The organism is Nocardia sp. NPDC059236 (genome assembly GCF_042754085.1).
GTDB lineage: Bacteria > Actinomycetota > Actinomycetes > Mycobacteriales > Mycobacteriaceae > Nocardia.
This window is the reverse complement of sequence record NZ_JBHZAF010000001.1, coordinates 772,147-793,423: the sequence shown is the minus strand read 5'-3', so window position 1 is coordinate 793,423 and position 21,277 is coordinate 772,147. Positions and strand designations below refer to the sequence as shown.

The 21,277-nt window shown below is 62.6% G+C and carries 24 protein-coding genes and 1 tRNA gene; all 25 read right to left on the bottom strand.

What is annotated here, in order from left to right; all coding sequences use genetic code 11:
* Window positions 1-5 precede the first annotated feature (5 nt).
* Entirely contained in the window at window positions 6-665 is a 660-nt protein-coding gene (locus ACFXIV_RS04240) for a hypothetical protein (protein ID WP_379400267.1), read from the bottom strand.
* 19 nt (window positions 666-684) lie between these two features.
* A complete protein-coding gene (locus ACFXIV_RS04235) occupies window positions 685-1,008 on the bottom strand; it encodes a YtxH domain-containing protein (protein ID WP_379400268.1) in 324 nt (107 codons plus the stop codon).
* Window positions 1,009-1,014: 6 nt separating this feature from the next.
* Window positions 1,015-1,356 carry a hypothetical protein gene (locus ACFXIV_RS04230; RefSeq protein WP_379400269.1) on the bottom strand — a complete coding sequence of 114 codons (342 nt, stop codon included), beginning with the start codon at window positions 1,354-1,356 and terminating at the stop codon, window positions 1,015-1,017.
* Between the two features lie 32 nt (window positions 1,357-1,388).
* Complete coding sequence (locus ACFXIV_RS04225) at window positions 1,389-2,681, bottom strand: peptidoglycan DD-metalloendopeptidase family protein (RefSeq protein WP_379400270.1); 1,293 nt, start codon at window positions 2,679-2,681, stop codon at window positions 1,389-1,391.
* A 5-nt stretch (window positions 2,682-2,686) separates the two neighbouring features.
* Window positions 2,687-3,358 (bottom strand): DUF2744 domain-containing protein, encoded by a 672-nt coding sequence (locus ACFXIV_RS04220; protein WP_379400271.1) that lies wholly within the window; start codon window positions 3,356-3,358, stop codon window positions 2,687-2,689.
* 18 nt (window positions 3,359-3,376) lie between these two features.
* The gene (locus ACFXIV_RS04215) at window positions 3,377-3,913 is read right to left on the bottom strand and encodes a hypothetical protein (protein WP_379400272.1); all 537 of its coding nucleotides are present in this window, start codon (window positions 3,911-3,913) and stop codon (window positions 3,377-3,379) included.
* 78 nt (window positions 3,914-3,991) lie between these two features.
* Entirely contained in the window at window positions 3,992-5,131 is a 1,140-nt protein-coding gene (locus ACFXIV_RS04210) for a hypothetical protein (RefSeq protein ID WP_379400273.1), read from the bottom strand.
* Window positions 5,132-6,058 (bottom strand): hypothetical protein, encoded by a 927-nt coding sequence (locus tag ACFXIV_RS04205; protein ID WP_379400274.1) that lies wholly within the window; start codon window positions 6,056-6,058, stop codon window positions 5,132-5,134.
* Window positions 6,059-6,064: 6 nt separating this feature from the next.
* On the bottom strand, window positions 6,065-11,245 hold the full coding sequence (locus tag ACFXIV_RS04200) for a transglycosylase SLT domain-containing protein (RefSeq protein ID WP_379400275.1): 5,181 nt from the start codon (window positions 11,243-11,245) through the stop codon (window positions 6,065-6,067).
* 17 nt (window positions 11,246-11,262) lie between these two features.
* Window positions 11,263-11,592 (bottom strand): hypothetical protein, encoded by a 330-nt coding sequence (locus tag ACFXIV_RS04195; RefSeq protein WP_379400276.1) that lies wholly within the window; start codon window positions 11,590-11,592, stop codon window positions 11,263-11,265.
* 131 nt (window positions 11,593-11,723) lie between these two features.
* Entirely contained in the window at window positions 11,724-12,101 is a 378-nt protein-coding gene (locus tag ACFXIV_RS04190; RefSeq protein WP_379400277.1) for a hypothetical protein, read from the bottom strand.
* A 24-nt stretch (window positions 12,102-12,125) separates the two neighbouring features.
* Window positions 12,126-12,302, bottom strand: a complete 177-nt coding sequence (locus tag ACFXIV_RS04185) for a hypothetical protein (RefSeq protein ID WP_379400278.1) — start codon at window positions 12,300-12,302, stop codon at window positions 12,126-12,128.
* 98 nt (window positions 12,303-12,400) lie between these two features.
* Window positions 12,401-13,315: an IPT/TIG domain-containing protein gene (locus ACFXIV_RS04180; protein ID WP_379400279.1), complete on the bottom strand. Its 915-nt coding sequence runs from the start codon at window positions 13,313-13,315 to the stop codon at window positions 12,401-12,403.
* Window positions 13,316-13,399: 84 nt separating this feature from the next.
* Window positions 13,400-13,732 (bottom strand): hypothetical protein, encoded by a 333-nt coding sequence (locus ACFXIV_RS04175; RefSeq protein ID WP_379400280.1) that lies wholly within the window; start codon window positions 13,730-13,732, stop codon window positions 13,400-13,402.
* A 44-nt stretch (window positions 13,733-13,776) separates the two neighbouring features.
* Window positions 13,777-14,070, bottom strand: a complete 294-nt coding sequence (locus ACFXIV_RS04170) for a hypothetical protein (protein WP_379400281.1) — start codon at window positions 14,068-14,070, stop codon at window positions 13,777-13,779.
* A complete protein-coding gene (locus ACFXIV_RS04165) occupies window positions 14,054-14,431 on the bottom strand; it encodes a hypothetical protein (RefSeq protein WP_379400282.1) in 378 nt (125 codons plus the stop codon). The genes ACFXIV_RS04170 and ACFXIV_RS04165 overlap by 17 nt, the downstream gene beginning before the upstream one ends.
* Window positions 14,425-14,844 carry a hypothetical protein gene (locus ACFXIV_RS04160; RefSeq protein WP_379400283.1) on the bottom strand — a complete coding sequence of 140 codons (420 nt, stop codon included), beginning with the start codon at window positions 14,842-14,844 and terminating at the stop codon, window positions 14,425-14,427. The genes ACFXIV_RS04165 and ACFXIV_RS04160 overlap by 7 nt, the downstream gene beginning before the upstream one ends.
* 3 nt (window positions 14,845-14,847) lie before the next feature.
* Entirely contained in the window at window positions 14,848-15,129 is a 282-nt protein-coding gene (locus ACFXIV_RS04155; protein WP_379400284.1) for a hypothetical protein, read from the bottom strand.
* Between the two features lie 76 nt (window positions 15,130-15,205).
* Window positions 15,206-16,126 carry a P22 phage major capsid protein family protein gene (locus tag ACFXIV_RS04150; protein ID WP_379400285.1) on the bottom strand — a complete coding sequence of 307 codons (921 nt, stop codon included), beginning with the start codon at window positions 16,124-16,126 and terminating at the stop codon, window positions 15,206-15,208.
* A gap of 20 nt (window positions 16,127-16,146) precedes the next feature.
* Window positions 16,147-16,890 (bottom strand): hypothetical protein, encoded by a 744-nt coding sequence (locus ACFXIV_RS04145; RefSeq protein WP_379400286.1) that lies wholly within the window; start codon window positions 16,888-16,890, stop codon window positions 16,147-16,149.
* 142 nt (window positions 16,891-17,032) lie between these two features.
* A tRNA-Gln gene (locus ACFXIV_RS04140) sits at window positions 17,033-17,103 on the bottom strand.
* Window positions 17,104-17,107: 4 nt separating this feature from the next.
* Window positions 17,108-18,139: a phage minor capsid protein gene (locus ACFXIV_RS04135; protein ID WP_379400287.1), complete on the bottom strand. Its 1,032-nt coding sequence runs from the start codon at window positions 18,137-18,139 to the stop codon at window positions 17,108-17,110.
* Window positions 18,139-19,758 (bottom strand): phage portal protein, encoded by a 1,620-nt coding sequence (locus tag ACFXIV_RS04130; RefSeq protein WP_379400495.1) that lies wholly within the window; start codon window positions 19,756-19,758, stop codon window positions 18,139-18,141. The genes ACFXIV_RS04135 and ACFXIV_RS04130 overlap by 1 nt, the downstream gene beginning before the upstream one ends.
* Window positions 19,759-19,818: 60 nt before the next feature.
* Window positions 19,819-21,024: a hypothetical protein gene (locus ACFXIV_RS04125; protein ID WP_379400288.1), complete on the bottom strand. Its 1,206-nt coding sequence runs from the start codon at window positions 21,022-21,024 to the stop codon at window positions 19,819-19,821.
* On the bottom strand, window positions 21,021-21,272 hold the full coding sequence (locus tag ACFXIV_RS04120; protein WP_379400289.1) for a hypothetical protein: 252 nt from the start codon (window positions 21,270-21,272) through the stop codon (window positions 21,021-21,023). Before ACFXIV_RS04120 ends, ACFXIV_RS04125 begins: the two co-directional genes overlap by 4 nt.
* Window positions 21,273-21,277: the final 5 nt, after the last annotated feature.

Here is a 21,277-nt window from a genome sequence, read left to right as displayed (position 1 = left end):
ATTCCCTATGGAGTTTGAATGGCCGGGTCGTACAGGACGCCGAACAGAAGAATCTGAAGAACGACAGGCGCGACCGAACCGGTCACCGACGTCACGTTGACGTAGAACCGTTCACGGTTGAAAGCCTCAACCCCGCCGACGATTTGCCAGTTAGCGCGGGTCTGACCCGCAGTCAGGGGGTATGTGGCGACCAAGCTGTCGGCGGTGCCGGCTGCGTTCCATTTCCGCAACTCGAAGGTCATGCCATTCGGCTGCGTCAGGAGGGCGACATGAATATCAGTCGCCTTCCGCACGAGCCCAGTGGGGACGTTCTGACACAAACCGATGAGCAGTTCGTTGACGCCGAGAACCACTGCCGCAGAGGCGGATACGAACTCCGCCTCCCAATACGACGCAGCCGTATAGGCGTTCGCGGCCGTCGCTTCAGCCGTGGCAGCAGTGTTCGCTGCCGCCTGGGCCGTAGTTACAGCGACATCCGCACTACCTTGCACCGCCTGAATCGGCTCGCGGATCTCGCTGCCGACCTTGGATTGAGCGCCACCGAACGCGCCGAGAACGCCAGACGTAGATGCCGTCTTGGCGTCTGCTTCTGTGGCGGTCTGGAATGCCCTGAACGCGCCCGGGTTGATAGCGCCATCGGGATCCGGCTGATTGGGAGCAGTCACCAGTGATCACCCCCAATGTTCAGATGTCGTTAGAGATTTCGGGCGGGATGGGTGGAGGCGGCGGCGACGGAACATGCTCGCAGATGAAGGTCAGGAGATCCTTGACGTAGTCGACGAGAACATCGATGCGCCGCTGGTCCTTGTAATGCTGCGCGACGTCGTCAACATGCTGCGTCTCAAGGGTTTTCACGCGCGAACGCAGGTCCTTGAGCTCTTCACTCAAGGGCGCGAGTACGACCTTGAAGTCCTCACGCTGCGAATCCAGAGAGCGCGACCTCGGCGCCAGATAGCCGAGGACCGCACCAAGAATGCCGCCAGCCGCCCCGAAGACGGCTTCCCACATTGGGGGTTAGCCGATGCTCGGGGTCTTGGCCGCAGCCACACCCAGACCCAGCACAGCGGACACGACAGCCACGACAGCCGCGGCCTGAGAATCAGTCGCGACACCATAGGCGATAAGCACAGGCTGAGCGGCGCCGATGATGCCATACAGCCAGGTCCGCCACGTCGCAGTCGAGTTCGCGCCAGCGATGGTGAAGCCCAGGAGCGCGGTCACGACCGAGGCCCACAGGGCAACGTTCGCGTTGTCCAGCAGACCGAACGCCACCAGCAGAACCTGCACAGGCGCGAGGACCGCGTAGATACGGCCGCGGATATCCGCGGAAAGGTCACGGAGAGTGTCAAAAGACATGGAGATACCTCGAAATTGGTCGAGAGATGGAATCAGGCAGCCTTGGGTGCCTGCTTGTCCGCGGCACCGTCGACACCAGCCTTGGCGGCGGTGGCGGCGGAGAGGTCGTAGAGGGTGCGGCCGCCGCCCTGCTCCCAACCGGGGAAGGTCACGGTCGGGCGGGTGTCCTTCTCGTTAGCCAGGAACGCCGCGGCAGCGCCCTTACCCGCGAACTGCTCCAGGACGAGCGCCAGGCCGTACTTGATCTGATTGATATGCAGGTCGATGTAGGCCACGAGCTCGCCCGCATTGATGTCCTGACCGGACTTGTTCTTGATGGTTTCGTTGGCGAAAGACAAGTCGTCGTCTCCTTGATTGCCGGCGTATTGGGCGACGTAGCCGGAGAACACGTCCCACGGGAAGCCGTCGCCGCAATCCGAATGGGTGCCGACGCCAAGGCAATCGGTCACATAGCGGTGGTCGGAAATGCCCGCGCCGCGCCGGTAAGGCGGTGCGATCACAGTGAGCGGGATGCCGTACTTGCGGCAGTCCTGCACCGCGATCCAGGCAGCGATGCGAAGGTCGTTGTCGCGGGTAAGCCACTGCGCGCGAGACCAACTCGCTCGACTGCCCGCAAAGCAGAGGTTGATGCTGTAGGGGTTCGCGTCCAAGACGCTCCAGCTCGCGCGGTCGGTGTCGACCACGTCGCAGACGACACTGTCGCCCACTGTGTAGTGGTAGCTGGCGTCGTTGCCTGGATTGTTCAGGTAGGCGGCCAGGCTTTCGGCGCTGGAATTGCCTTCCTCCGTGTGAAGGAGGAACAGGGTGACCCCTGCACCGCCTCGGCTGTTGGAGGAGTTCCCCATCCGATCCAGTTCGGTGAAGTCAGGTTTGGCCATAGACGGGCTCCTTGAAGGCGTTTCGGCGCCAGGGCTACCAGCGCCGGTGAAGTACGGGGCGGGATCGACAGCCTGGCCACCGACGCGGCCTGGCGAAGTCCACACCTCGATGTGCGCATGCGGGCCGGTCGATTCACCGTGGGTGTTGACGTAGCCGAGCAGCTGGCCCGCGTGCACACGGTCGCCTCCGCGCACTGCAGGATCCCCGTGGCCGATGATGATGTCGACGCCGGCGGAATCCTGAGCGTCGAGCCACACCCACTTACCGAACCCGCTGACGCCATCCCGCTCGGCACCTTCGACGATCACCCCGGCGACCGGCGCGTAGAACGGGGTACCGAGTGGTGCGGCGAAATCCATGCCGTAGTGGAAGCCGCCATCGCGAGGCCCGAAAGGCGAAGACACCGTATAGGTTCCGGGTTTGAGCGGAAGGTACTTGAAGGCCATCGCGGTTATCCCTGGGGCTCGTAGCGTTTCAAAATGCCGCGGCGCGCGCTGCCGAGGAAGCGCTCGATGTCCAGGACGCGGACGCGTTCCTCGTCATCCACGTCGCGCAGGTAGGTCAGTACTTCGGTGACTGTCTTGTGGATTGGGTCGAACGGCAGCGGTTCATTCGTGACGGACGCACCATCACGCGACGGCCGGCCGTAGCGTCGTTCCGGCGCTGGCGCCTCGAAGCTTTCGGCGAGGCGGTCGTCCTCGGGCACCGCGGCCAGTGGGTCGAAGCCGAGCGCTTCAGCGAGTTGGCGTTTCGCGTCCTGCGGCAGCGACTGCACGAACTCTTTGATGTCGAGCTGGTTCCGGTCCGGCTCGTTGATGTCGACCCACACGCCGGGGCTGGTGAGCCAGTGCGGGTTCGAGGTCTGAGGCCGCTGGTACTTGATGATCCGCTTCGGCGGAATCACGGATCCCATCGGCCGAGAACCGCAGTCCCACTGGCGCCGCGAGACCATCTTCAGGTACTCGACCGGGAACGGGAGCGGTGCGCCCTTCATGCCCGGAAGGCCCGCGAAGGTGGGCAGGAAGGCTTCTTCGGGGCAGTTGGGATTGCAGTTCTCGAAGGTCGGGAATCCGCCCTCGGGCAGCCACGGCGAGGAATCAACCTCTACTGCTTCGTCGCTCAATGTGGTTGTGCTCCTGGGCTATTTGCCGGTCACGCCGAGCTGGCGGACCACGCTGTAGAGGTCGCTGATCAAACCGAGAGCTCGCGCACCCCGGTCTTTGTTCTTTTCCTTCTCGCCGATCGTGCATTTCCACTCAGCGAAAGAATCCCTGTCCCATGCGAGGGTGAGCTCTCGAACCTGGTCGACGTAGATCGTGTAGTCGGCGAACCCGTACGGTGCTGCGAAGTCACCGAGAACCTGGGCGCCGATGCGGTCACCGATGAAGAAGTGGCCTTTGCCGTTGTCGCCGATATACCAAGGGGCACCGTCACGGATCATGACCTCGTGGCTGAACCATGAACGAGTGTCGTGGAGGCCCTTACGAACGGACAGAAGTGCTTCGAGCGTGTACGCGCGGTCGCCGGACGATGCAATGTATTCGTATAGTCGCGCCCATCCTGAATGGGTTGCGCGCGCTTGAGATTTCGCGTGGTTCCAGGCGGCGATGGTGTCCCAGTAAAATGGCTGAAGCACAGCATCAGTGGCGCCACCAACCGGCGGGATACCGATGATCATGGCGATGAGATCGCCCGCAGTCTGAATTCCTGCGGATATCAATTCGTTGGCATGAAGTTGCCTACCCCCTCCCCGTTTTCAGGGGAGGGGGCAGGCAACAAAAGGCATCGAGTGTCCGCCCGTGACAATCTGAATCGCCGTCGAGGGCGTATACAAGAACTTCGACGACTCGATGCCGGTCTCTTCGCCCTCCAGGAACACGACGTACGGGCACGTCTTGTCGGTGAGCTTCTGCCCAGGAACGCCATAGGAGGCGGGAACCGCTGGGTCGACCACGGCGTCTTGGAAGTCGTCGAGGAAATCGTCGCTAAACTTGGCGAAGGTGCGTTTTAAACCGAGGAACGGGTCGCCACCGTTGGAGGTGTCGCTGTAGTAGCCGGACTTGTCGACGATGTCGACCACGAGGCACCCGTTGCGCAGCGTTTGACCGTCTATCGGCTGCTCGTCGTCGTCAGTCAAAAACCGGCGGCAGATAATCGAGAGCTCGGCATCCAGGAGGATGTCCTTGCTCATCTCCGTCCAGTACTTGAACCGCGAGTTCGGAACGGACCACAGCGTTCCCGCGTTCATGTCATCCAGGAACTCGGTCGGTTTGACGACCACCGACCAGTTGCCCATGCCGGGCGCCGAACTTCCCTGGTTCATCGGGTCGTCAGGAAGCTCCCAAAGGCTCGCCTGCTCGCGCATGACATTCAGGAAAAGCGCGGTCTTCAGAGTCCAAATCGACGGTCCAGCCAGGAAAAAGACTCTTGGGAACTGGACAAAATCTGGGAGGAACGGGTTACACCAGACGAGATAGTGCGACAGGAAGAAAAGGTCGTGCATCCAGCGCACGACCAAAACCCTTGTGCCGTCTTCTCTTTTTTCAATCGCGTGATCGAACAGAAGACCCGACCAGCGGGCGCCGTCCTTGTCTACGGTGATGAAGATGTTGCGGCGTTCGCCGGCGTCGACACGGTCTTTGACCTGCCAGATCCACTTGGCGATCGGGTCCCAGAGCGGGATCTCAGTGAGACCGGTTCCGACATCGTTATCGAGCCATGTGAACTCGGCTGTGTACTCCGTGCTCAACACACCAGCCAAATCCCAGTCACCAGACCAGATGCGAACCTTAGGAGGCTCTAGGCGTGCGCGTGCTTCGGCTTCTTCGCGGGCTGTGGTGGCATCCCAAATGGCCTCACACTGTTGTTCCAGTGTGAGGGTGCTGAGGTCGGTCATTTAGTGCAGCCCCCAAGCGCGGCCCCATCGGCGTGGGCAGTAGATCTCGACCCGCGCTCCCCCGGTCGGCGCGTTCTCAACGTGAACGGGCAGTTCGGTTTCCGGGGTGTAGGGCGGAATCTTGTGCATGAACCAGATGCCGTTCATGCGGCCGATGAGGTTGGTGTCGTTGTAGTCGCGGATTTGCAGCTTCATCGGGTCGAGGTCGATGCGTGCGCCGCCTTCAACACTGGTCAACAGCGGGAGGGTGATCTTCCGGTTCGCCCAGTCACCACCCGGGACCCGGTGATACCGCTTACCCGTCCATGAGAAGTCGGGAAGAGTCCACTTTCCCTGCGTGACAACCCATTTTAAAAACAGGGGTTGATCCGTTGGGTTGTAGACGGTCACGAACCCGTCGCTGGTGCCCGCGGAGCCCGTCTGGAAATAGTCGTAAGGGTCGTTTTCCCATTTGTCTTCGAACCAGAATGGTTGCGCCGCAGTGGCAGCCATCGGAACAACGGACGATACGGTCAGGTGCGGATCGTGTTTCGATTCGAACGCGACCGACTCCGACAGCGCCAAATACAGTGAGCGGGTGCCGGATCGGTCGGTGGTGATGCTCATCTTGGTGAGCGTCGATGCCGGGTCCCACGGGTCGGGTTCGAAATCCCAGGCGGACCGCCATCGGGAGTCGAGATCTTCCCAATCCTCGGGCGTTTGGCCCTTCAGATTGACAGCGAAGGTGAGGTCTCGCTGCTGGACTTTCTTGCCCTGATATGTGGATCCACGTTGGTATGCCGACGACTTGTACTTTGTGGTGACCGGCGTGTCGTAGATACCCTTGACATCTGTTGCCAGATACATGCGGGTCGACACGCCGGGACCATTGATGACGTGATGCGAGTCGTCGACGCCGAAGATTTCCACCTTGGCGGACTGGCGCAATAGAACTCAGTTCCCTCGTGCGGTTTTGGTCAGCGCTCGCAAATCAGCGATTTGCTGGGCCTTCCGGTAACCCTCGGTGACGTCAGCGGGGTAGATGTTGATCGTCGTCGATTGGTCATTGCTGATTTGCTGCCCAGCGGGCGTGGCCGAAGTCGCCTGATCCGCAGCACCGGTAACGTTTTGGCCGGCGTTGTAGTAGCCGGAGTCGGTCAACGCCTGCGATGCCTGCGCCGCGGCGGCTTTCTTCTTCTGCCACTCGTCCCAGGTGTCCTTGTAGGACGTCGCCTGCTTGTAGAGCGGGATGTTGCGCGGGTCGTCGATGCCCAACGCACCCAAATTCGAGTCGATGAGGTCGGTGAGCCCGGTATCCCAAACGCTCTGGAAGCGTTCCTTGGTTTTGGTGCCCAACGTCTTCCAGGTATCGAGGCCGACCTTCTCGTTGCTATTGACGCTCTCGCTGAGCAACGGATCGTTCGATACCTGCGTCGAGTCGGGCAGCGTCTGCCCTTCCACGGTTGTGCCCGGGTTCGGTGTGGGAGTCGAGTCCTTCTGGAGGATCCCGAGCCCTTGGCCGAAGTCCCGCAGCGCTTTCCACTGCGGGTTGGTGAGCACCGCCTCAGGCAAGCCCGTGGTGTTCCAGCCGAACGTCATGTTCGGCCAGATGCCGCCCTGGTCGTAGCCGTGGCCTTGGAACCCTTGATCCAGCGACCCGTGTGCGTGGATCGCCCAGTTGATGCCGGCGCGGATGTTCGATTCAGGATCCCAAATGTCCGAGTTGTATCCGGGGTCCGCGTAGGCGGCGAAGGTCGGATCGATCACCTGCATCAAGCCCTTGGACGGCGTGCCCTTCTTGGCGTTGTCGTCGGTGAGGTTGATCGCCTTCGGGTTGCCGCTCGACTCGGACTGCATCTGCATCAAGACGCGGTCGGTGTAGCTCTCCGAAAGACCCTTGGCCTTCAAGATGCTGACGACCAGGCTGCGCCATTGCTCCACGCCCGCGGACGGGGTGTAGTTCGCGGAGCCACTGCCCGCGCCGATGCTGCCCGTCAATGTGGTGAGGACGGTGTCGACGATCTTGTTGGCGAATTCCTTGGGGATGCTGCCGAAGTCGCCAAGGCCGTTGAAGGTGGGGACGCTGTCCGCCATCGCCCGCAGGGGCTTCTCGACGAGGTTGTCGACCATGAGGTTGCGGCCGCCGCCCACGATGGCACCGACGCTGCTCTTGATGCGCTCCCACAGGCTCTTCTGCTGATCGCCGCTGAGATTCGCCAGAGGCTTGACGTTCGCCCAGTGGACATGGGAGTAGTGACCGGCCAAGTCACCCGCGTAGATGCCTTGCAGCTCAGCCTGATTCGACGGATCTGCGTGGTAGCCGCGGGCGTTGTAGAGCAGCGGGCCAGGCCCGTAGATCAGCTGAGTCGACTCGGGGTAGGCCGAGTAAATCCAGTTCGCGATCTGCTGCATCGGGCCGACGATGTCGATCGCCTGACCAGTGCGGTGGAAGCCCGTCTCATTAGGCCGAAGGGCGCTGGTCACCGTGGCATTCGAGAACGCCTGCTGGATGACATCGGCCATCCAACGGTCTGCGTCCGAACCGAAGGTGACGTCACCACCGATGGCGAAGTTGCCGTCCGTGGACTGCTTTCCGCCGCTGGCGAGAACCGACTTCCGCATCCGGTACATGGCCTGATGGCCACCCGCAGCCTGCACCTCCGCAGCGGTCCACATGTGTTCGCCGGCCGATGCCATGACCGGCACCTTGTCTTCGGTGGGGCCGCCTGGTCCGTAGATCGGGCCGCCAGTGGCGCGATGGAGTGGGCTACCTGATCGGCCTCCGGTATCGCCGCCTTCGCCGATCCGTGGGATGTCGGTCCACTTCTTGTCGGAGCCAAGCAAATTGGCGACCGCGTTCCAGGCGCCGCCGAGTCCTGAATTCAGAAGGTCGATGAGCGTGTTGAGCGGGCCTTTGATCTTGTCGCCCAGCCCGGACCAGCTGACGCCGAGCTTGTCGGCGATTCCGCCGAAGAAGCCAGGCAGGTCAGTGAAGGCTTTCTTGATCTTGTCGAGTCCGTCGCTGCCGACCAGGAAGGTGGCCAGACCGGACATGCCGCCTTTGAGCTTCTCGAAACCGTTGTCGCCCAGGATGTCTGTGATGACACCGGGGAGCAGGTTCTTCAGGCCATCGAGTGATCCGGCGATGCCGTTGCCGCCCAGCAGGTTGTCGAAGGCGCCGGATCCGAGGCTGCCGAAGTCCCTCTTCAGGTCGGTGAACCACTTGGCGACCGTCGGGATCTTCTCGGCAACCTTCTGCTGCAAGCCGTCGAGCTGATTACCGATCCATCCGGAGATGTCGTCGGAGATTGGTCCGATGTCGCCGCTCAGCAGTTTGCTGATGTCGAAGGCGCCATTGCCGATCTTGCTGAACAGACCGACTTTGCGATCGAGCCAGTCGAATGCGCGAAGCACCTTGTCGGCGTCTTCGCCAATTTTCTTCATGGTTTCGCGCAGTTCATTGAAGAAGTCTTTGATGCGCTGCTGGCCTTCAGGGCTGCCCAGGTAGTCGGCTAGCTTCTTCGCGCCGTCTACCAGGCTGTCCATCCAGGACTTTCCGGTGTCGTCGGAGCCCTTGAAGATGGAGCCGATGATCCGGACGACTTGCTTCCCGAGGGACATGAAACGGTTGAACGCGTCGATCGAGTCTTGAATGAACTGCTTGAATTTGGCCTTGCCCTCGTCGGATTCGGCCCACTTGCGGAACTTTTCGGTGAAGCCGAGGAAGCCTTGCGACATGTCCGGGAAGAACCCGGAGCCGACCTCCGAGAGCGACAGGAAGCCTTGGATCAGGTTGTCGATCCCGTCGAGGATGGGTCCGATCGAATTCTTGACGTTGTCGAAGACGGTCGACAGCTTCGAGCGGGTCGCGTCGGTGTCCAGGTCGGCGAAGGCGCGCCGGAGGCCGCCGTTGATCTGCTCAGCGATCCCGCCCAAACCGCTCTTCAGGGTGGGAATCCAGTTGTTGACAAGGCTCTTCGCAGAGTCGCCCAGCTTGTCGAAGAAGTTCTCCTGGACCGCGAGCTTCAGGTCCTTCAGGCCCGACTTGACGTCGAGCATCTTGTTGACGAAGTCCTGCGTGGCCGGCGACAGGTTGCCCATCGCCTTCTCGAATGCCTTGACCGAATCGCTCGGTTCGGTCAGCGCGGTTTGGAGATCCTTCGACGCATCGGCCAGCGACTGCTGCGACTTCGCCAGGGTCTTGTAGGCGTCCGACAAGTTCTGCTGCGCGGTCTCTTCAGCCTCAGCAGCTGAGGTGACCTTGTCCTTGGCGGATACGACAGCGTCTGCGCCTTCGACGCCCTTCTGATTGGCTTCGGCGGCGTCTTCTGCTGTGCGCTTGGACTTTTCGAGTACGTCCTGCTGGTCAGCGAGCGCTTCCTTGACCTGAAGCTGGGCCTTGGCCTTGTCGATGGCGGTGGAGTTGGTGTCAGAGAAGACGTCGTAGAGGTTCTTGTACGCTTCAGCGACGCTGATGGCCGCGGACTCTTCGTTCAGCTTCGTGCGAGCCAACGCCCGGTTGAGGTCGTCGATGTCCCGCTTCGCAGTCTTGCGGGCGGTGTTGAGATCCTTCTGCGCCTGCAGCGAATTCTTTTGTGCGTCACGCACAGAACGCTCAGCGGAGACAATCCCGCGCTCGGCAGACTCGACACCGTCAGCGGCCGAAGCCTGCTGTTTCTGGGCGGTCTCGATCTTCTTGGCCCGCGCCTCCGCATCATCGGCGGCATTGTCGGAGACCTTCTTCGCGGCTGCGAACGCCTCACTGACACCGCCGAGCGCTACCTTCAGCGTCGCGAAGACACTGACAGCGCCAGTGATCGCGGCAGGTAGCAGCGCGACCACGCCGAGGGCCTGCACGAGCTGACCGATCAGCGGCACGAGGCTGACAGCAGCGAGCCCGATCAAAGCGACCTTCGCGATACCTAGGAGGTTGCTGAAGCTGAAGAGTTGGCCGAGTGCGTTCGACAGCCCGTCAGCGATAGCCGACCGCAGCCCGCGGAATCCTGCTCCCAGCAGGCGGGTGGTCGAGTTCTGGTTGCCGTGGGCGCGGGTGAGGTTGTCGGAGGCTGTGGCTTCTCGACCCATCAGGCCGAGGACTTCGCCTGTAGCGCTGCCGAGTTCGCGGCGTGCGCGTGTCAATCGTTGTGTGGCAGAGGTCCGTTGCGACTCGCTGGCGGAGGAGCGCGCCATGACCTCGCGGTGGCGTTGCTCGGCGAGTGTGACTGTGTCTAGCGCATCGGATTGGCGTTGACGTGCTGCGCTCAACCGTGCTGCGACGCTGGCGACTTCGGCCTGCGCGCGGGCGACAGATGAACGATCGACCTCGATTTGCAGTCGTATTGCCTGGTAGGGGCGAGTGAAGATATTGCCAGTCAGCCTGCGGGTGGCGCTGCTGCTCGTGCCATTGCCTAGGTCGCGGAACTGGTTGTTGATCGCGCCAGCCAGCGCACGCAGCGACAACAGGTGCGCGGTCGCCGCGGCGGTGTCGACATTGACGTTCAGGGTGAGCGGGATAGCGTGCTGTGCGGTGCGGAACGCGTCGAGCTGCGCGGTTGCCCGTGTGACGTCGGCGTCGACCTTGGCGGTGAGCTTGACGTCAATGCCACCGCTGGCCGCACTGAGCTTGGTGCGCAGTGCGGTTTTGAAGCCCCTGAGGTCCGGGTCGACTGGGACCTTGATCGTCACGCCGGCGGCCGCGGTGTTCACGGCTTGCCGCAACTTGGTCTTCAGACCCGCGGTCTTGATGTCGACAGGGACGTCGATCTTCACGCCCTGCTGGGCAGTCTTGACCTTGTCAGCGATCGACGTCTTGAGACCCGTGGTCCTCACATCAACAGGGACACTGATCTTTACGCCCGCTGCCGCGGTCTTGACCTTGTCTCGAAGGTCAGTCCTGAAGCCGGCCGCGAGGGTCGGCTTCGCCTCGATAGAGACGCTTATCCCAGCTGAGGCGGCATCGACCTTCGATTTGAGATCGGTCTTGAAACTCTTCGCCAGCGCCGGTTGGACAGTGACATCGAACGACTGCTGAATTGGCGCGAGAAGCTTCTTGACATCCGCTTTGAAGGTGTCAGGCAAGCGAGGTTTCAAAAGGAGCCGCGCCGAGCCGGCGGTGTAGCTGCCCCATTCGGCCACGGCGGCCCCCTGTGTAATTAGTCGTAGATGCCCAGCTCTCTGAGCGCGTTGTGGACCTCGATCTGGTCCATGCGATTCCGGAGCCGCTGGTAGGCGGTTTGCGGGCGCGGTTCGGGCGGGAAAGGCGGCGGGAGTTTGCCGCTGAAACTGGCGGGAATAACCCGCATCAGCTCCTTCAGCAAGTCGATTTGCTTGAGCGCGAGCAACACTTCGAGGCTGTAGCCACGTGGGGAGATCGGCGGAATCTCGCGCTGCTCAGCGTGTTCCGAGTCATCGGCCTGGATGCGTTCCCAGGCCAATTGCTCGTCCATGGCCAGTGCCGACTGGTAGCGGGACTCGATCGGCAACTGCCGCAGGAACCGGTAAAGCTGTTGCCAGGGATGGCGACCGCGGAAGAAGTCGAGCAGGTCCCAGCGCGCGTACTCCCACAGGTCGCCTTCGATTTCCTCCCCGTACTCCTCAAGCAGGAGTACGAGGGCTACTCTCCCCCCGGCAGCTCGGCACCGTCCTCGTCAGGCACTGACCCGAAATGCTTGTTGAGGTCGTCGACGAAGTCGTACAGCAGCTCGATCGGCTCGTTCTTGAGCTCTGCCCACACCGCGTCGAAGGCATCACCGCAGATGGCCGCCAGGAGCGGTCGCAGCTCGGAGATGTTGGCGGCACCGTTGTTGTCGATCATTTCCGCGATGGCCAATGCGCGGTCGACGGTGTCGGGGGCGGTGATCAGGATCGGCGGATCAACGGCATCGAACTCGTAGGGTTCCTGTGCCTTGTGCTTGGCGCGGGCCTGATCGCGGAGGGTGGCGAATCGGGACTTCTTCGCCGTCTTCGGTGCAGTGTTCTTGGCGGTGGCCATGTTTCGTCTCCTGGCGGGAAGGGGTTACTTGGCGGTGGGCTTCTTCTCGGCCGGAGCGGGACGCTCAACGGCCGGGCGGGGCACCGGCTTGGGTTCCGGGATTTGGTAGCCCTGGTTCAGCAGCTGCTCGCGCTCGGTCGCGGAGCCGACGAGGCAGTCGCGGCCATCGGGCGCGACCATGCGAACGGGTTCGAATGCCATGGGGTTCTCCTGGCTTGAATCCCTGGCGGCAGAGGAGGTTTGGGCCTGCCCCGCGCGCGGCCAGGAACACGCGCGGGGCGGCTGTCAAAGAACGCCGGTTAGGCGTAGGTGACCGCGAACGGTGCCGAAGCGCCGGTCGCGTTGGTGACGACGATGTTCTGCGAGCCAGCGGTCTTGGCCGGGGTGTTGATCGCGAGGGTGAGGTCGTCGATGACGGTGAAGTCGGTCGCGTTGGTGCTGCCGACCGTGACCGCAGTGGTGCCCGTGAAGTGCTGGCCGCGCAGGACAACGCTCTCGCCACCAGCGGTCGCAAGCGACCCGGCAGGCAGGTACGAGCTGATGACCGGGACCGAGGCGGTCGCGGTGAAGCCCATCTTGGCCAGCAGCGGCCCGACGCCGGGACCGCACAATACGTTCTTCACGCTGTAGCCGAGAGTCGAATCGATCTTCGCGTGCAAGGTGATGTTGTACTCGAGAGCCTTCTCCTGGCTCCACGACTGCTCGCCGACCTCGGTGACCGTGGCGCGCGGCAGAATCCGCAGGTAGTAGATGGCCTTGGTGCCGCTGCCGTCGATCATGCCGAGAATGACGCGGTTGTAGCGGGTTTCAGGCGAAGTCGGGTCGTTCCACTGCAGTTCGTTGGTGGTCGCGTCTGCGGTGTTGTTCGACAGATCAATGCCCGAATACAGTTCGAGGGTCCGCTTGCGGGTCTCGATGAGCGTCATGGACACGCTCAGATTGCGGGTCAGGATGTCGGTACGAGGCGGCTCGAGCGCACCCCACGCCTCGACATCGGAGCTCTTGACATCCGGCTTGAACGACGGCGGATTGTCCTTGCCGATCATGCCCAGCGAAGTGAAATCAGTCAGCGCCTGGAAATCGGCGGACACGCCGGAGGTGAAACTAGCAGGGATGGTGGCGTTTTCGTCGCCGATCAACGCGAAGCCCTTATTGGGCCGGCGGATCAGCTCGGGACGCCATTCAGCGATCTGCTCGAAAGTGACAGCAGTCATGAAGAGGGTTCCTTGGTTCAGCCACACCCAGAAACCCGGCGCCGCAAGGCATTCCGGGTGGTGTGGGAGGAAGAAGAGTTGCGCCTACGCGCGGGGCCGCCGGTAGGAGAGCTGCACGGTGGCGGTGACGCCGCGAGCATCGCGACGGAAAGGCGGGATATACTGGCCGCCGGTCTTTTCGCTGGCGGTGTCGATCAGGAATCCGCCGGGTTCGGTGTTGCCTGCGAAGCGGATACGTTCCAATACAGCGGTTTTCAGGATCTTCGACGCGGCTCGGTCGTTGTCGATGCACTCGACATCGACAACCGGGCTGTCCATGATCTCGTTGGCTGCTCCCCCGACCCTGGTGATGTAGATGTAGGGCGGCGGGATCTCATCCGATTCGAAAGTAACGACGGGCGCGATGTCGCCGAGCAAAGCCTTCAGCACTTCGTCGAACTCGGGAAATGGGGGCAAGCTCATCAATCACTCACATCATCAATGAAGTCGTGCATGACGTGTTCGGGTCGGTTCCAGCGGGTACCGTGCTCACGGAAACGCGCGTAATAGCCTGAGGCGTAGACGATTCCGGTGAGAATGCCTTCGTCAGGGATCACGCCCGCTTCCACGTGGGTGGCATTGAATCCGGTCCTCCACCGCGAACGGAGTGCCCACCGGTCCGCGCCCTGCTCCGCGACCTCTTGGAGGAATGCTCGTAGTTCGTCGCTATCGACCAGGATGCGTTCGAGGTCGAAATCATCACTGTCGTACTCCATGAGCGCCGTCCTTCGCGATGCGGAATCGCTTGCCGGACGCCCAGCCGGTGAACCCGTTCGGGGTGACAGTGACCGTTCCATCGATGGCGAATTCGTGTGTGTATCCGGGGACTTCGATGCTGTCCGTGGCGAGGACGTCGTCGCTGACCGGTGCAGTGACCTGGCCGAGCATGGTGAGGATCTCCCCCGACTCGTTGTCCTCGGTGATTTTGAGCCACTTCAGGTCACACGGCCCGATCTGATGGCGGGCGACAGCCGCGTCGGCGTAATCGCCTTCCCAGTTCCGGGCATTGGCGGTACCGCGGCGAACCACGGTCAGCATGACTCCATGCGGGTACTTGGGTGTCGCGTAGTTCACCATGTCTGCGGCCTCGCAGAAGCCATGCCCGCCTCGCGGAGAATGTCGAGCGCCTGGGTCGACAAGCGCGACAGCGACGCCGAGATCTCCGCCGCGGACGGGCCGTCCGCGTAAGTGACAGCGCCACCATCTGCGGTCTGCGCCTTGATCGCGATCTGACGACCTGCCGTGCCAGCGTCGGGGTTGATGCCAGCACGTTTCCACATCGCTGCGTGCGCGCACGTCGCGTCACGCATGACCTCGATGATGTCGGGGTCGGTGGGCAGTCCACTGGGGTCCACGTGGTAGAGATCGCAGCGGGTTGCCTTGCGCACCAACCGTGATGCCGCGCGGATGAGGCGTAGCGCTTCAGCGGTCTCCGGCGGTTCGTCCAGCCAGCCGTCCATCAGATCGTCCGGAGTGGCGTAGACGAGCATCGGCTAGGCCGCCGCCTTGGAGGCAGCCTTCTTAGCTGGGGCCTTCGTCGCCGGTACAGGCGCAGACTCCGGAGCCGGGGCATCATCGGCCTGTGGGCTCGAATTCTCCTGCGGCGTTTCCGGGTTCACGTCAGGCACCACCTCCACAGGCTTGGGCCGCTTGGCCTCCGCCTCCTGCTCGGTGATCTGACGCCAGTACGCCCACTCCAGCAGGTCGGGTCGCGGCACGTCGGATTCGACCAAGAGATCTTGGTCAGTGCCTAGATAGTCGTAGAAATACGACACAGAGATACTCCAAAAGAATTGGGGGCAAGTCGATCTCCCCCGCCAGCCGATCAATGACCGGCCGGCGGGGTGACGATCAGGAGGCGAGGGCGCCGCGCAGCAGGACGCCGCGGTTGGCGTCGAGGACCTTGGCGCCGAACAGGATGTCCAAGCTGATGACGTCCGACTTCAGCTGCATGTCGTACTGCTTGACCAGACGCAGCGACAGACCCTTGTAGGACTCGATGGCCGCCCAGGTGTTGTCCGAAGGCAGAGCCAGGGTCGCCGACGCGAAGGCAGTCGAGGTCCGGTGGTAGGCCAGGCCGACCTCGGTGGTGGGCTGACCGGTGGTCGGCGAGCCCGCAGGCTGCACGATGTTCTGGGTCATGTACGGGTCGAAGCCCATGAGGCGACGGCCCAGGTAGCCCTCACGCAGCACGTCGGTGGAACCGCTGTTCTGCACGAACTTCAGCCAGTCGGTGTTGTTCCACGCAGCTTCGGCGGTCGGGCCGATCACGGTGGAGCGCTCGGTGGCGGGAACCGACTGCAGGTTGAGCAGTCGCTTGGCCTCGATCAGAACCTCGGGCTTGTTCCACTCGGTGCCGGTACCGGTACCGGCGACCTGGGTGAAGCCTGCCTTCATCTTGGCGATGATGGCCTGGTCGACTGCCTGGGCGAGCGCCTCCGACGCGGGACCGAGGAACTGGGTGTCGAAGTCCTCGACGCGCAGGGTCAGATCCTGGGAAGTGATCGCGAACGACACGTCCTTGTGGGTGTCCAGGGTGACGTCCACGCTGGTTTCCGTGGCGTTCTGAACGGTGATCGACGGGGAGGCCGGATCGAAAGTGTTGGCCACGAAGGTCGCTGGCTTGCGGATCTTGACCGTCGAGCCGATCTTGCGTCCGGTCCATTCCTGCGACACATCGGTGTACACGGTCGGGACCATGCACAGCTGTGCGTACAGGTTCGCGAGGACCTGGCGCGCGATGATGCTGGGGGTGAGAAGGGTATTAGCCATGGAGAGGTGGCTCCAAAGAATTAGGACCGTTCACGGGCACGACGCTCGCGCGCCTCCCGGATCAGGTCGTCAACGGATTTCGGCGAACCGGGCTTGGGGGCCGCGTTACCGCCGGTGAGATCTCCGCCGCTTCGGGGAGCCGCCGCCTGGGCGGGCGCCTTTTTGAGCTTCGGATTGGAATCGACTGCGTTCTTGACGATTTCGGCCACCTGGGCTGCGAAATCGTCGGCAGTCGTGTCAAGCTTCTCGATTGCGCCCGCGATCTTGCGGGAATCGAGAATGGCGTCGAGGTCGCCTTCGACAGCCTTGGCGGCGTCGGTGACGGCGTCCTTGCGCGCGTAGTTGCGGAGCTTCTCGGCGTAGGAGTCGCGTTCGGCAGCGAAATCGGCTGCCTGCTTCTCCGCGGCCTTGAGCAGCTCGGCGGGGTCGGGTTCGGCCGGGTCGAGGCCGAGCGTTTCCCGAAGCTTCTCCACGAGTTCAGTGGTGGCCTTCTTCGCGGCTTCCTGAGCTGCGGTTTCAGCCTTCTCGTTGCCCTTGACGCGGTTGGCGGCGGCCTCCTTGCGGAGCTTGTCCACCTCGCGGTTCAGGCGCGCGATCTCGGGATCGGGTTCGATGGTCTTGCTGGTGTCGGCCTCGGTTTCGGTGCCCTGTACATCGGCACCGGTGTCCGTGGTCGAACCCTCCGAAGTGGTTTCCGTCGAATCGGAAACGACCTCAGCGTCGTGTTCAGTTGTGGTTTCCTGGGCGTCGGCTTCGTCAGCCATGAATGTGCCTCCTGGACACGCAGAAACACCGCACGGCAGCCTGGCCGGATACGGCGTTGAAATGACGAAACCCCCAGGGCAACAGGCCGGAACTGGGGGTCGTGAAGCCGCTCAACGCGGCGGGGATTCAATTGAGAATCGGATCGCTCGCCAGGATTCGAACCTGGACTGACTGAACCAAACTCAGTCGTGCTGCCGTTACACCACGAGCGAAAAACTATGTCGTCGAGACGAACCCGATCCGTTGCAGGATCCGGTTGCGGCGGTGCCTACTGTTCGCGTCCCGACGTTGGGCACGGTCGGCTTCCGACAATCGGACCGCTCCAGGCGGGTTCGGGCTATCGGCAGTCCATACGCGGATCGTGTGACGGCAATTGCGGTGGAACAAGCCGGCCGCCCGCGCTTCAGCGAGTGAGCATTTCACGGTCACTGTGACCGGACGCCCGAGGCTGTTCGTGAACTCGACTGTGCCGGTGGTCGCACCGGAGATGCTGATCACGGCACCCTCGAAAGGCGTGCACAGCGCGCAAGAACCGGGCACGTCGGAGACGATGACCAGGTCGTGACCAGCCGCGGTCACATGCGCGCAGTAGCCGTCCACTTCGGCGCGGGTGATCGCGGACCGGACAACCATTTCGGCGTAGGAGACGAATTCGTAGCGGCGGCCCTGCGGATCAACCTGACCAGTGAACCCTTGGCGGGCGTAGCGGGTGAGGGCTTGCCGCAGCAGCTGGTCGAGTGTGGCGTCGTCGGTGATGCGGTCTTGTTGGCGGGCTACCTCATTGACCACACCCCGGTAGACGGCCTCGGCGGAGACAGGTACTTGCCGGTGCACCTTGTCGAGGGTCGTGATGACCTGATGTGCGAGCTGTTCGATCGCGCTGTCGTCGAGGGTTCCGCGCCTGCGCAGGGAATCGACCAGCGTGCCGATGTGGCCCGGAAGTGTCTGTCCGCCTGGGATCTCGAGTTTGAGGTCGGTATCAGCCTGGCGTGCGCCGCGCTTGAATGCCTTCGTCAGGATCGCGAGGATCAGGACAGCGATTCGAGCAGTGAACCCGGTCATCGTGTTGGTGATCGTGTTGCGGAAACCCGGCAGCTTCATCAACATTCGCACGGGCCACGGCAGCCCTTTCCACCGCTCCCCCACCAGAATCCGTGACAGGGCGCGCCACACGAGTTCCTCGGTGCGTTCGTAGGCGCGGCGAACCGGACCGATATGCCCGTCGCCGTTGGAGGGTGTGAGCGGCATCAGGCCGCCTCCTGCAACCCGTCCATCTGGTCGCCCTGGCCAGCGTCATCGGGGGGTTGCGGATCGGATTGGGCTCCGAAGTCACCTGGTGTGTCGACCACGGTGTTCTCCCGAGCGTTCTCCTCTTGGATCCGCTCGACCTCGTCAGCGACTTCGTCGTTGCTCCAGTTCGGGTTGTACATCCGAACTGCGGTCTCCGTGGAAATCGCCTTAGCGGCACGGAGATTCGAGATCGCGGTCGACAGCGACACGGGATCCTGGTCGACGCGGACCGGGAACTTCATCTCCGGATCCGCAGTGAGCCCATAGTTGTGTCCCCCGCCGTAGACCACGGCGTCCAGCTGCAGGGCAGTGGTCGCCAGCGGCTGCATCGCAGCCTGCCAATACAGGATCTTGCGATTGCGGGTTTGGTTGCTCTTGTCCTTGCGCGCAGACACTTCCGTCGCGGTCATCGCCGCGGCGTCAGAGTCGTCGAAATCAGCAGCCGAGTACCCACAGGCGCGCAAGATCTCTTTGAGCAGCTTCTCGCACGTCTTCGCGTGCTCCTCCACACGGATCTGGAACTGCTGCGCCTGAACGAGCTGCTTGGATGCACCGTCGTTGAGTTCCATCTGATCGGAGGGGACCCCGGTGAAGATATGCTGCTCCGGATCGAAAGCGGCTCCCTTGCCGGGGCCTTGATCGTGGAGGAGCTCTTGGGCGACAAAAAGGCGGCCCTTCGCGATGTCCAAATCGCGCATCCAGCTCGACCACGCTTCGTCGAGCGAATCGAACAGCTGCTCGACACCTTCGAAATCGCTACGACCCAGCGCACTCAACTGAGGGGCATTCCGCCATTTCCGCGCGGGTTTCACGTTGGGCACGTAGGCGGCGGTCAAACCTTCGACGCCCGTATCGATTCCGGCTTCCTCATCAACCAGGTCGGCAGCCCAGGCGGTGGCGTCGAGGGCGGTCAGTGGCTCTCGTCTGCCGATGGACCCGTCGTCCCCGACGTAGAGCGCGTGCTCGATACGGCCGGGTGAGTGGTGTTCCAGGTGCCGCCAGGTACCGGACTTGTCCTTGCCAACGACGCTCCAGAACGTCACCTCACGCAGGCACCCATACCGCCAAATCGGGATCGCACCATCCGGTGCGACCGCGGAGAGCATGACCTTGTCCGATGCGGTGGTATCCCACCACAACCGGAGGAAAACCCCACCGAGAGCTGCTTGGATCTCCGCAGCTTCCAGAAGGGTGGAAACCGTATCAGCGTCATCGAAAAGGTCGTCGAGCCGCGCCTGAGCGCCCTCAAGATCGGTCGCGTCGCCCTCGCTGAACAACCAGCTCGGCGGCTGCCCGAATAGCAGATCCGCAGATGTGGTCGCGATGTCAGCCGGGGCCGGCACATGCAAACGCTTGGTGTCCTGCAGGACTGGGCGGCCCCACCACAAGCGGCTGAGCATCCCGACCACGCCGCCGCGCAGCTGCGAGGGCCGCGGTGCAGGGATCAGATAGTTGGGGTTGCTGTAGATCGTTTGCAGGGCGATCGTGTCGCCGGCCCACCATGAGCTGTAGACGCCGTAGTCGTCGTAGGCGGTGTCGTGCGGCTTGGGAGGCCATACCCCCGCATAGTCGGGCATCGCCACAGGGCGCCTCCAAGGAATGGGTTAGCGCGCGAACTCGGCTGCGGCGCTGTGAAGTTAGAAAACGTTGAGGTTCGACCAGCCTCGCTGGTGGTGTTCACCGACGAGCAGGCCGAGCATTCCGGCGGGTGACCACACACCGAACTGGTTGAGCATGTACTCGGAGGACCGCTCAGCTTCGAGAGCGGGGCAGCCGAAGAGCGTCCGCCCTTCGAATTCCTGGCAGTAGAAGTGGTGATAGTGCGCGGTGAAGAACAGCGAGGTTGCGCCGAGCTCTTCAGTGCGGCCCAGGATTTGGCGCTCGATGGCGTTGCGGGTGCGGACTTCGGTTGAGGATCCGCGACCCTTCTCGATGTATCCGTGGGAGAAGTAGCAGTCGACGCCGGAGAGGTTGAGCGTCACCGCGGGGTCCCCAGAGCCGATGTGCCAGTCGATGTGCGGACCGACGCCGTGGGCTTCGAGCTCGTCGAACAGCTTCTTGACCTGCCGAGCGATGTGCGTCGATGCGTTGTCGCCCTGCGAGGTGACGGGCTCCTTGCTGCCGTTGCGAGTCCATTCGCCGTGATTGCTGATCACCGAGGACACCGTCACGGGCAGGCCAATGCGAGCGGCCGCTTTGATCGTCCACACCCGCAGGTCGAAGTCCAGCTCAAGCTGTCGAGACTGGTTCAACTCGATCGTGTGGGGCTGGTTGCCGTAATTGTTGCAGACACCTTCGGTCTCATCGCCCATGAAAGCGACGTGAATCCCAGTGATGTCGTGTTCGGCTCGAAGTGCTTTGGCAGCGACTAGGTGGGCGCGTACTCCGAATCGCCAGTTGTGGACGGCCTGCTCGGTGCCCTTCTTCCCAAGTTGCGGATCCGCGACGAGAAGCACGTAAGTGCCACCGCCCGAGGCGGGTTCAGCGGCGGGAAGGGGGTTCGAGGCCAGTTCGTGCCGCCACATGTCCACGATGGCGGGCGAGATGTCGGTGGATCGTCGACGGCGGAATCGGGCGCTGTAGGAGTACAGCTGCACCAGGTCGCGTCTGCCGTCTTCGAGTGCCTTGGACTGCTGCCACGTCGACATGCGGACGGTGTCGTCGACGACCTCGAACTCGTCCGCGTTCAGGTTGAAGAGCGCGAAGACCGTGGTCCAGTCGTCATTGATCGGTGAATCGACAACGACGTTGTTGACTGTCGCTCCGTCGCTGGTGACGTCGATCGAACCCTTGTTGATCGGCTCACGAGCCGGATCAGATGCGAGTGCGTCTGCCAGGCTCACGCGGCGTGCTCCAACTTGAAGCAGGAGCAGCGTTGCCGGAAGTGCTGCCGGAAACGGGTTTCCGCGGCGCCGCATCCGTTACGGACGGCCAGGCCATGAAGATGGGAGACAGGCTTGCCAGCAGCGAGAAACTCGACGATGGCTGCTCGGTCCCGGTCGTCCAGTGTTTCGATCCAAGCACCGGTCTTGCAGAATTGCTTCTGATTTGCTTCGAGTGCTGCTTCGCGCATGTCGTCAGCGAGGGACACGTGGT

What these genes read in the sequence shown, in the direction of transcription:
- ACFXIV_RS04235 (WP_379400268.1), bottom strand. Translation starts at nt 1,008, where the DNA reads ATGTGGGAAGCCGTCTTCGGGGCGGCTGGCGGCATTCTTGGTGCGGTC.
- ACFXIV_RS04230 (WP_379400269.1), bottom strand. Translation starts at nt 1,356, where the DNA reads ATGTCTTTTGACACTCTCCGTGACCTTTCCGCGGATATCCGCGGCCGT.
- ACFXIV_RS04225 (WP_379400270.1), bottom strand. Translation starts at nt 2,681, where the DNA reads ATGGCCTTCAAGTACCTTCCGCTCAAACCCGGAACCTATACGGTGTCT.
- ACFXIV_RS04215 (WP_379400272.1), bottom strand. Translation starts at nt 3,913, where the DNA reads ATGATCATCGGTATCCCGCCGGTTGGTGGCGCCACTGATGCTGTGCTT.
- ACFXIV_RS04210 (WP_379400273.1), bottom strand. Translation starts at nt 5,131, where the DNA reads ATGACCGACCTCAGCACCCTCACACTGGAACAACAGTGTGAGGCCATT.
- ACFXIV_RS04190 (WP_379400277.1), bottom strand. Translation starts at nt 12,101, where the DNA reads ATGGCCACCGCCAAGAACACTGCACCGAAGACGGCGAAGAAGTCCCGA.
- ACFXIV_RS04185 (WP_379400278.1), bottom strand. Translation starts at nt 12,302, where the DNA reads ATGGCATTCGAACCCGTTCGCATGGTCGCGCCCGATGGCCGCGACTGC.
- ACFXIV_RS04180 (WP_379400279.1), bottom strand. Translation starts at nt 13,315, where the DNA reads ATGACTGCTGTCACTTTCGAGCAGATCGCTGAATGGCGTCCCGAGCTG.
- ACFXIV_RS04170 (WP_379400281.1), bottom strand. Translation starts at nt 14,070, where the DNA reads ATGGAGTACGACAGTGATGATTTCGACCTCGAACGCATCCTGGTCGAT.
- ACFXIV_RS04165 (WP_379400282.1), bottom strand. Translation starts at nt 14,431, where the DNA reads ATGGTGAACTACGCGACACCCAAGTACCCGCATGGAGTCATGCTGACC.
- ACFXIV_RS04160 (WP_379400283.1), bottom strand. Translation starts at nt 14,844, where the DNA reads ATGCTCGTCTACGCCACTCCGGACGATCTGATGGACGGCTGGCTGGAC.
- ACFXIV_RS04150 (WP_379400285.1), bottom strand. Translation starts at nt 16,126, where the DNA reads ATGGCTAATACCCTTCTCACCCCCAGCATCATCGCGCGCCAGGTCCTC.
- ACFXIV_RS04145 (WP_379400286.1), bottom strand. Translation starts at nt 16,890, where the DNA reads ATGGCTGACGAAGCCGACGCCCAGGAAACCACAACTGAACACGACGCT.
- ACFXIV_RS04135 (WP_379400287.1), bottom strand. Translation starts at nt 18,139, where the DNA reads ATGCCGCTCACACCCTCCAACGGCGACGGGCATATCGGTCCGGTTCGC.
- ACFXIV_RS04130 (WP_379400495.1), bottom strand. Translation starts at nt 19,758, where the DNA reads ATGCCCGACTATGCGGGGGTATGGCCTCCCAAGCCGCACGACACCGCC.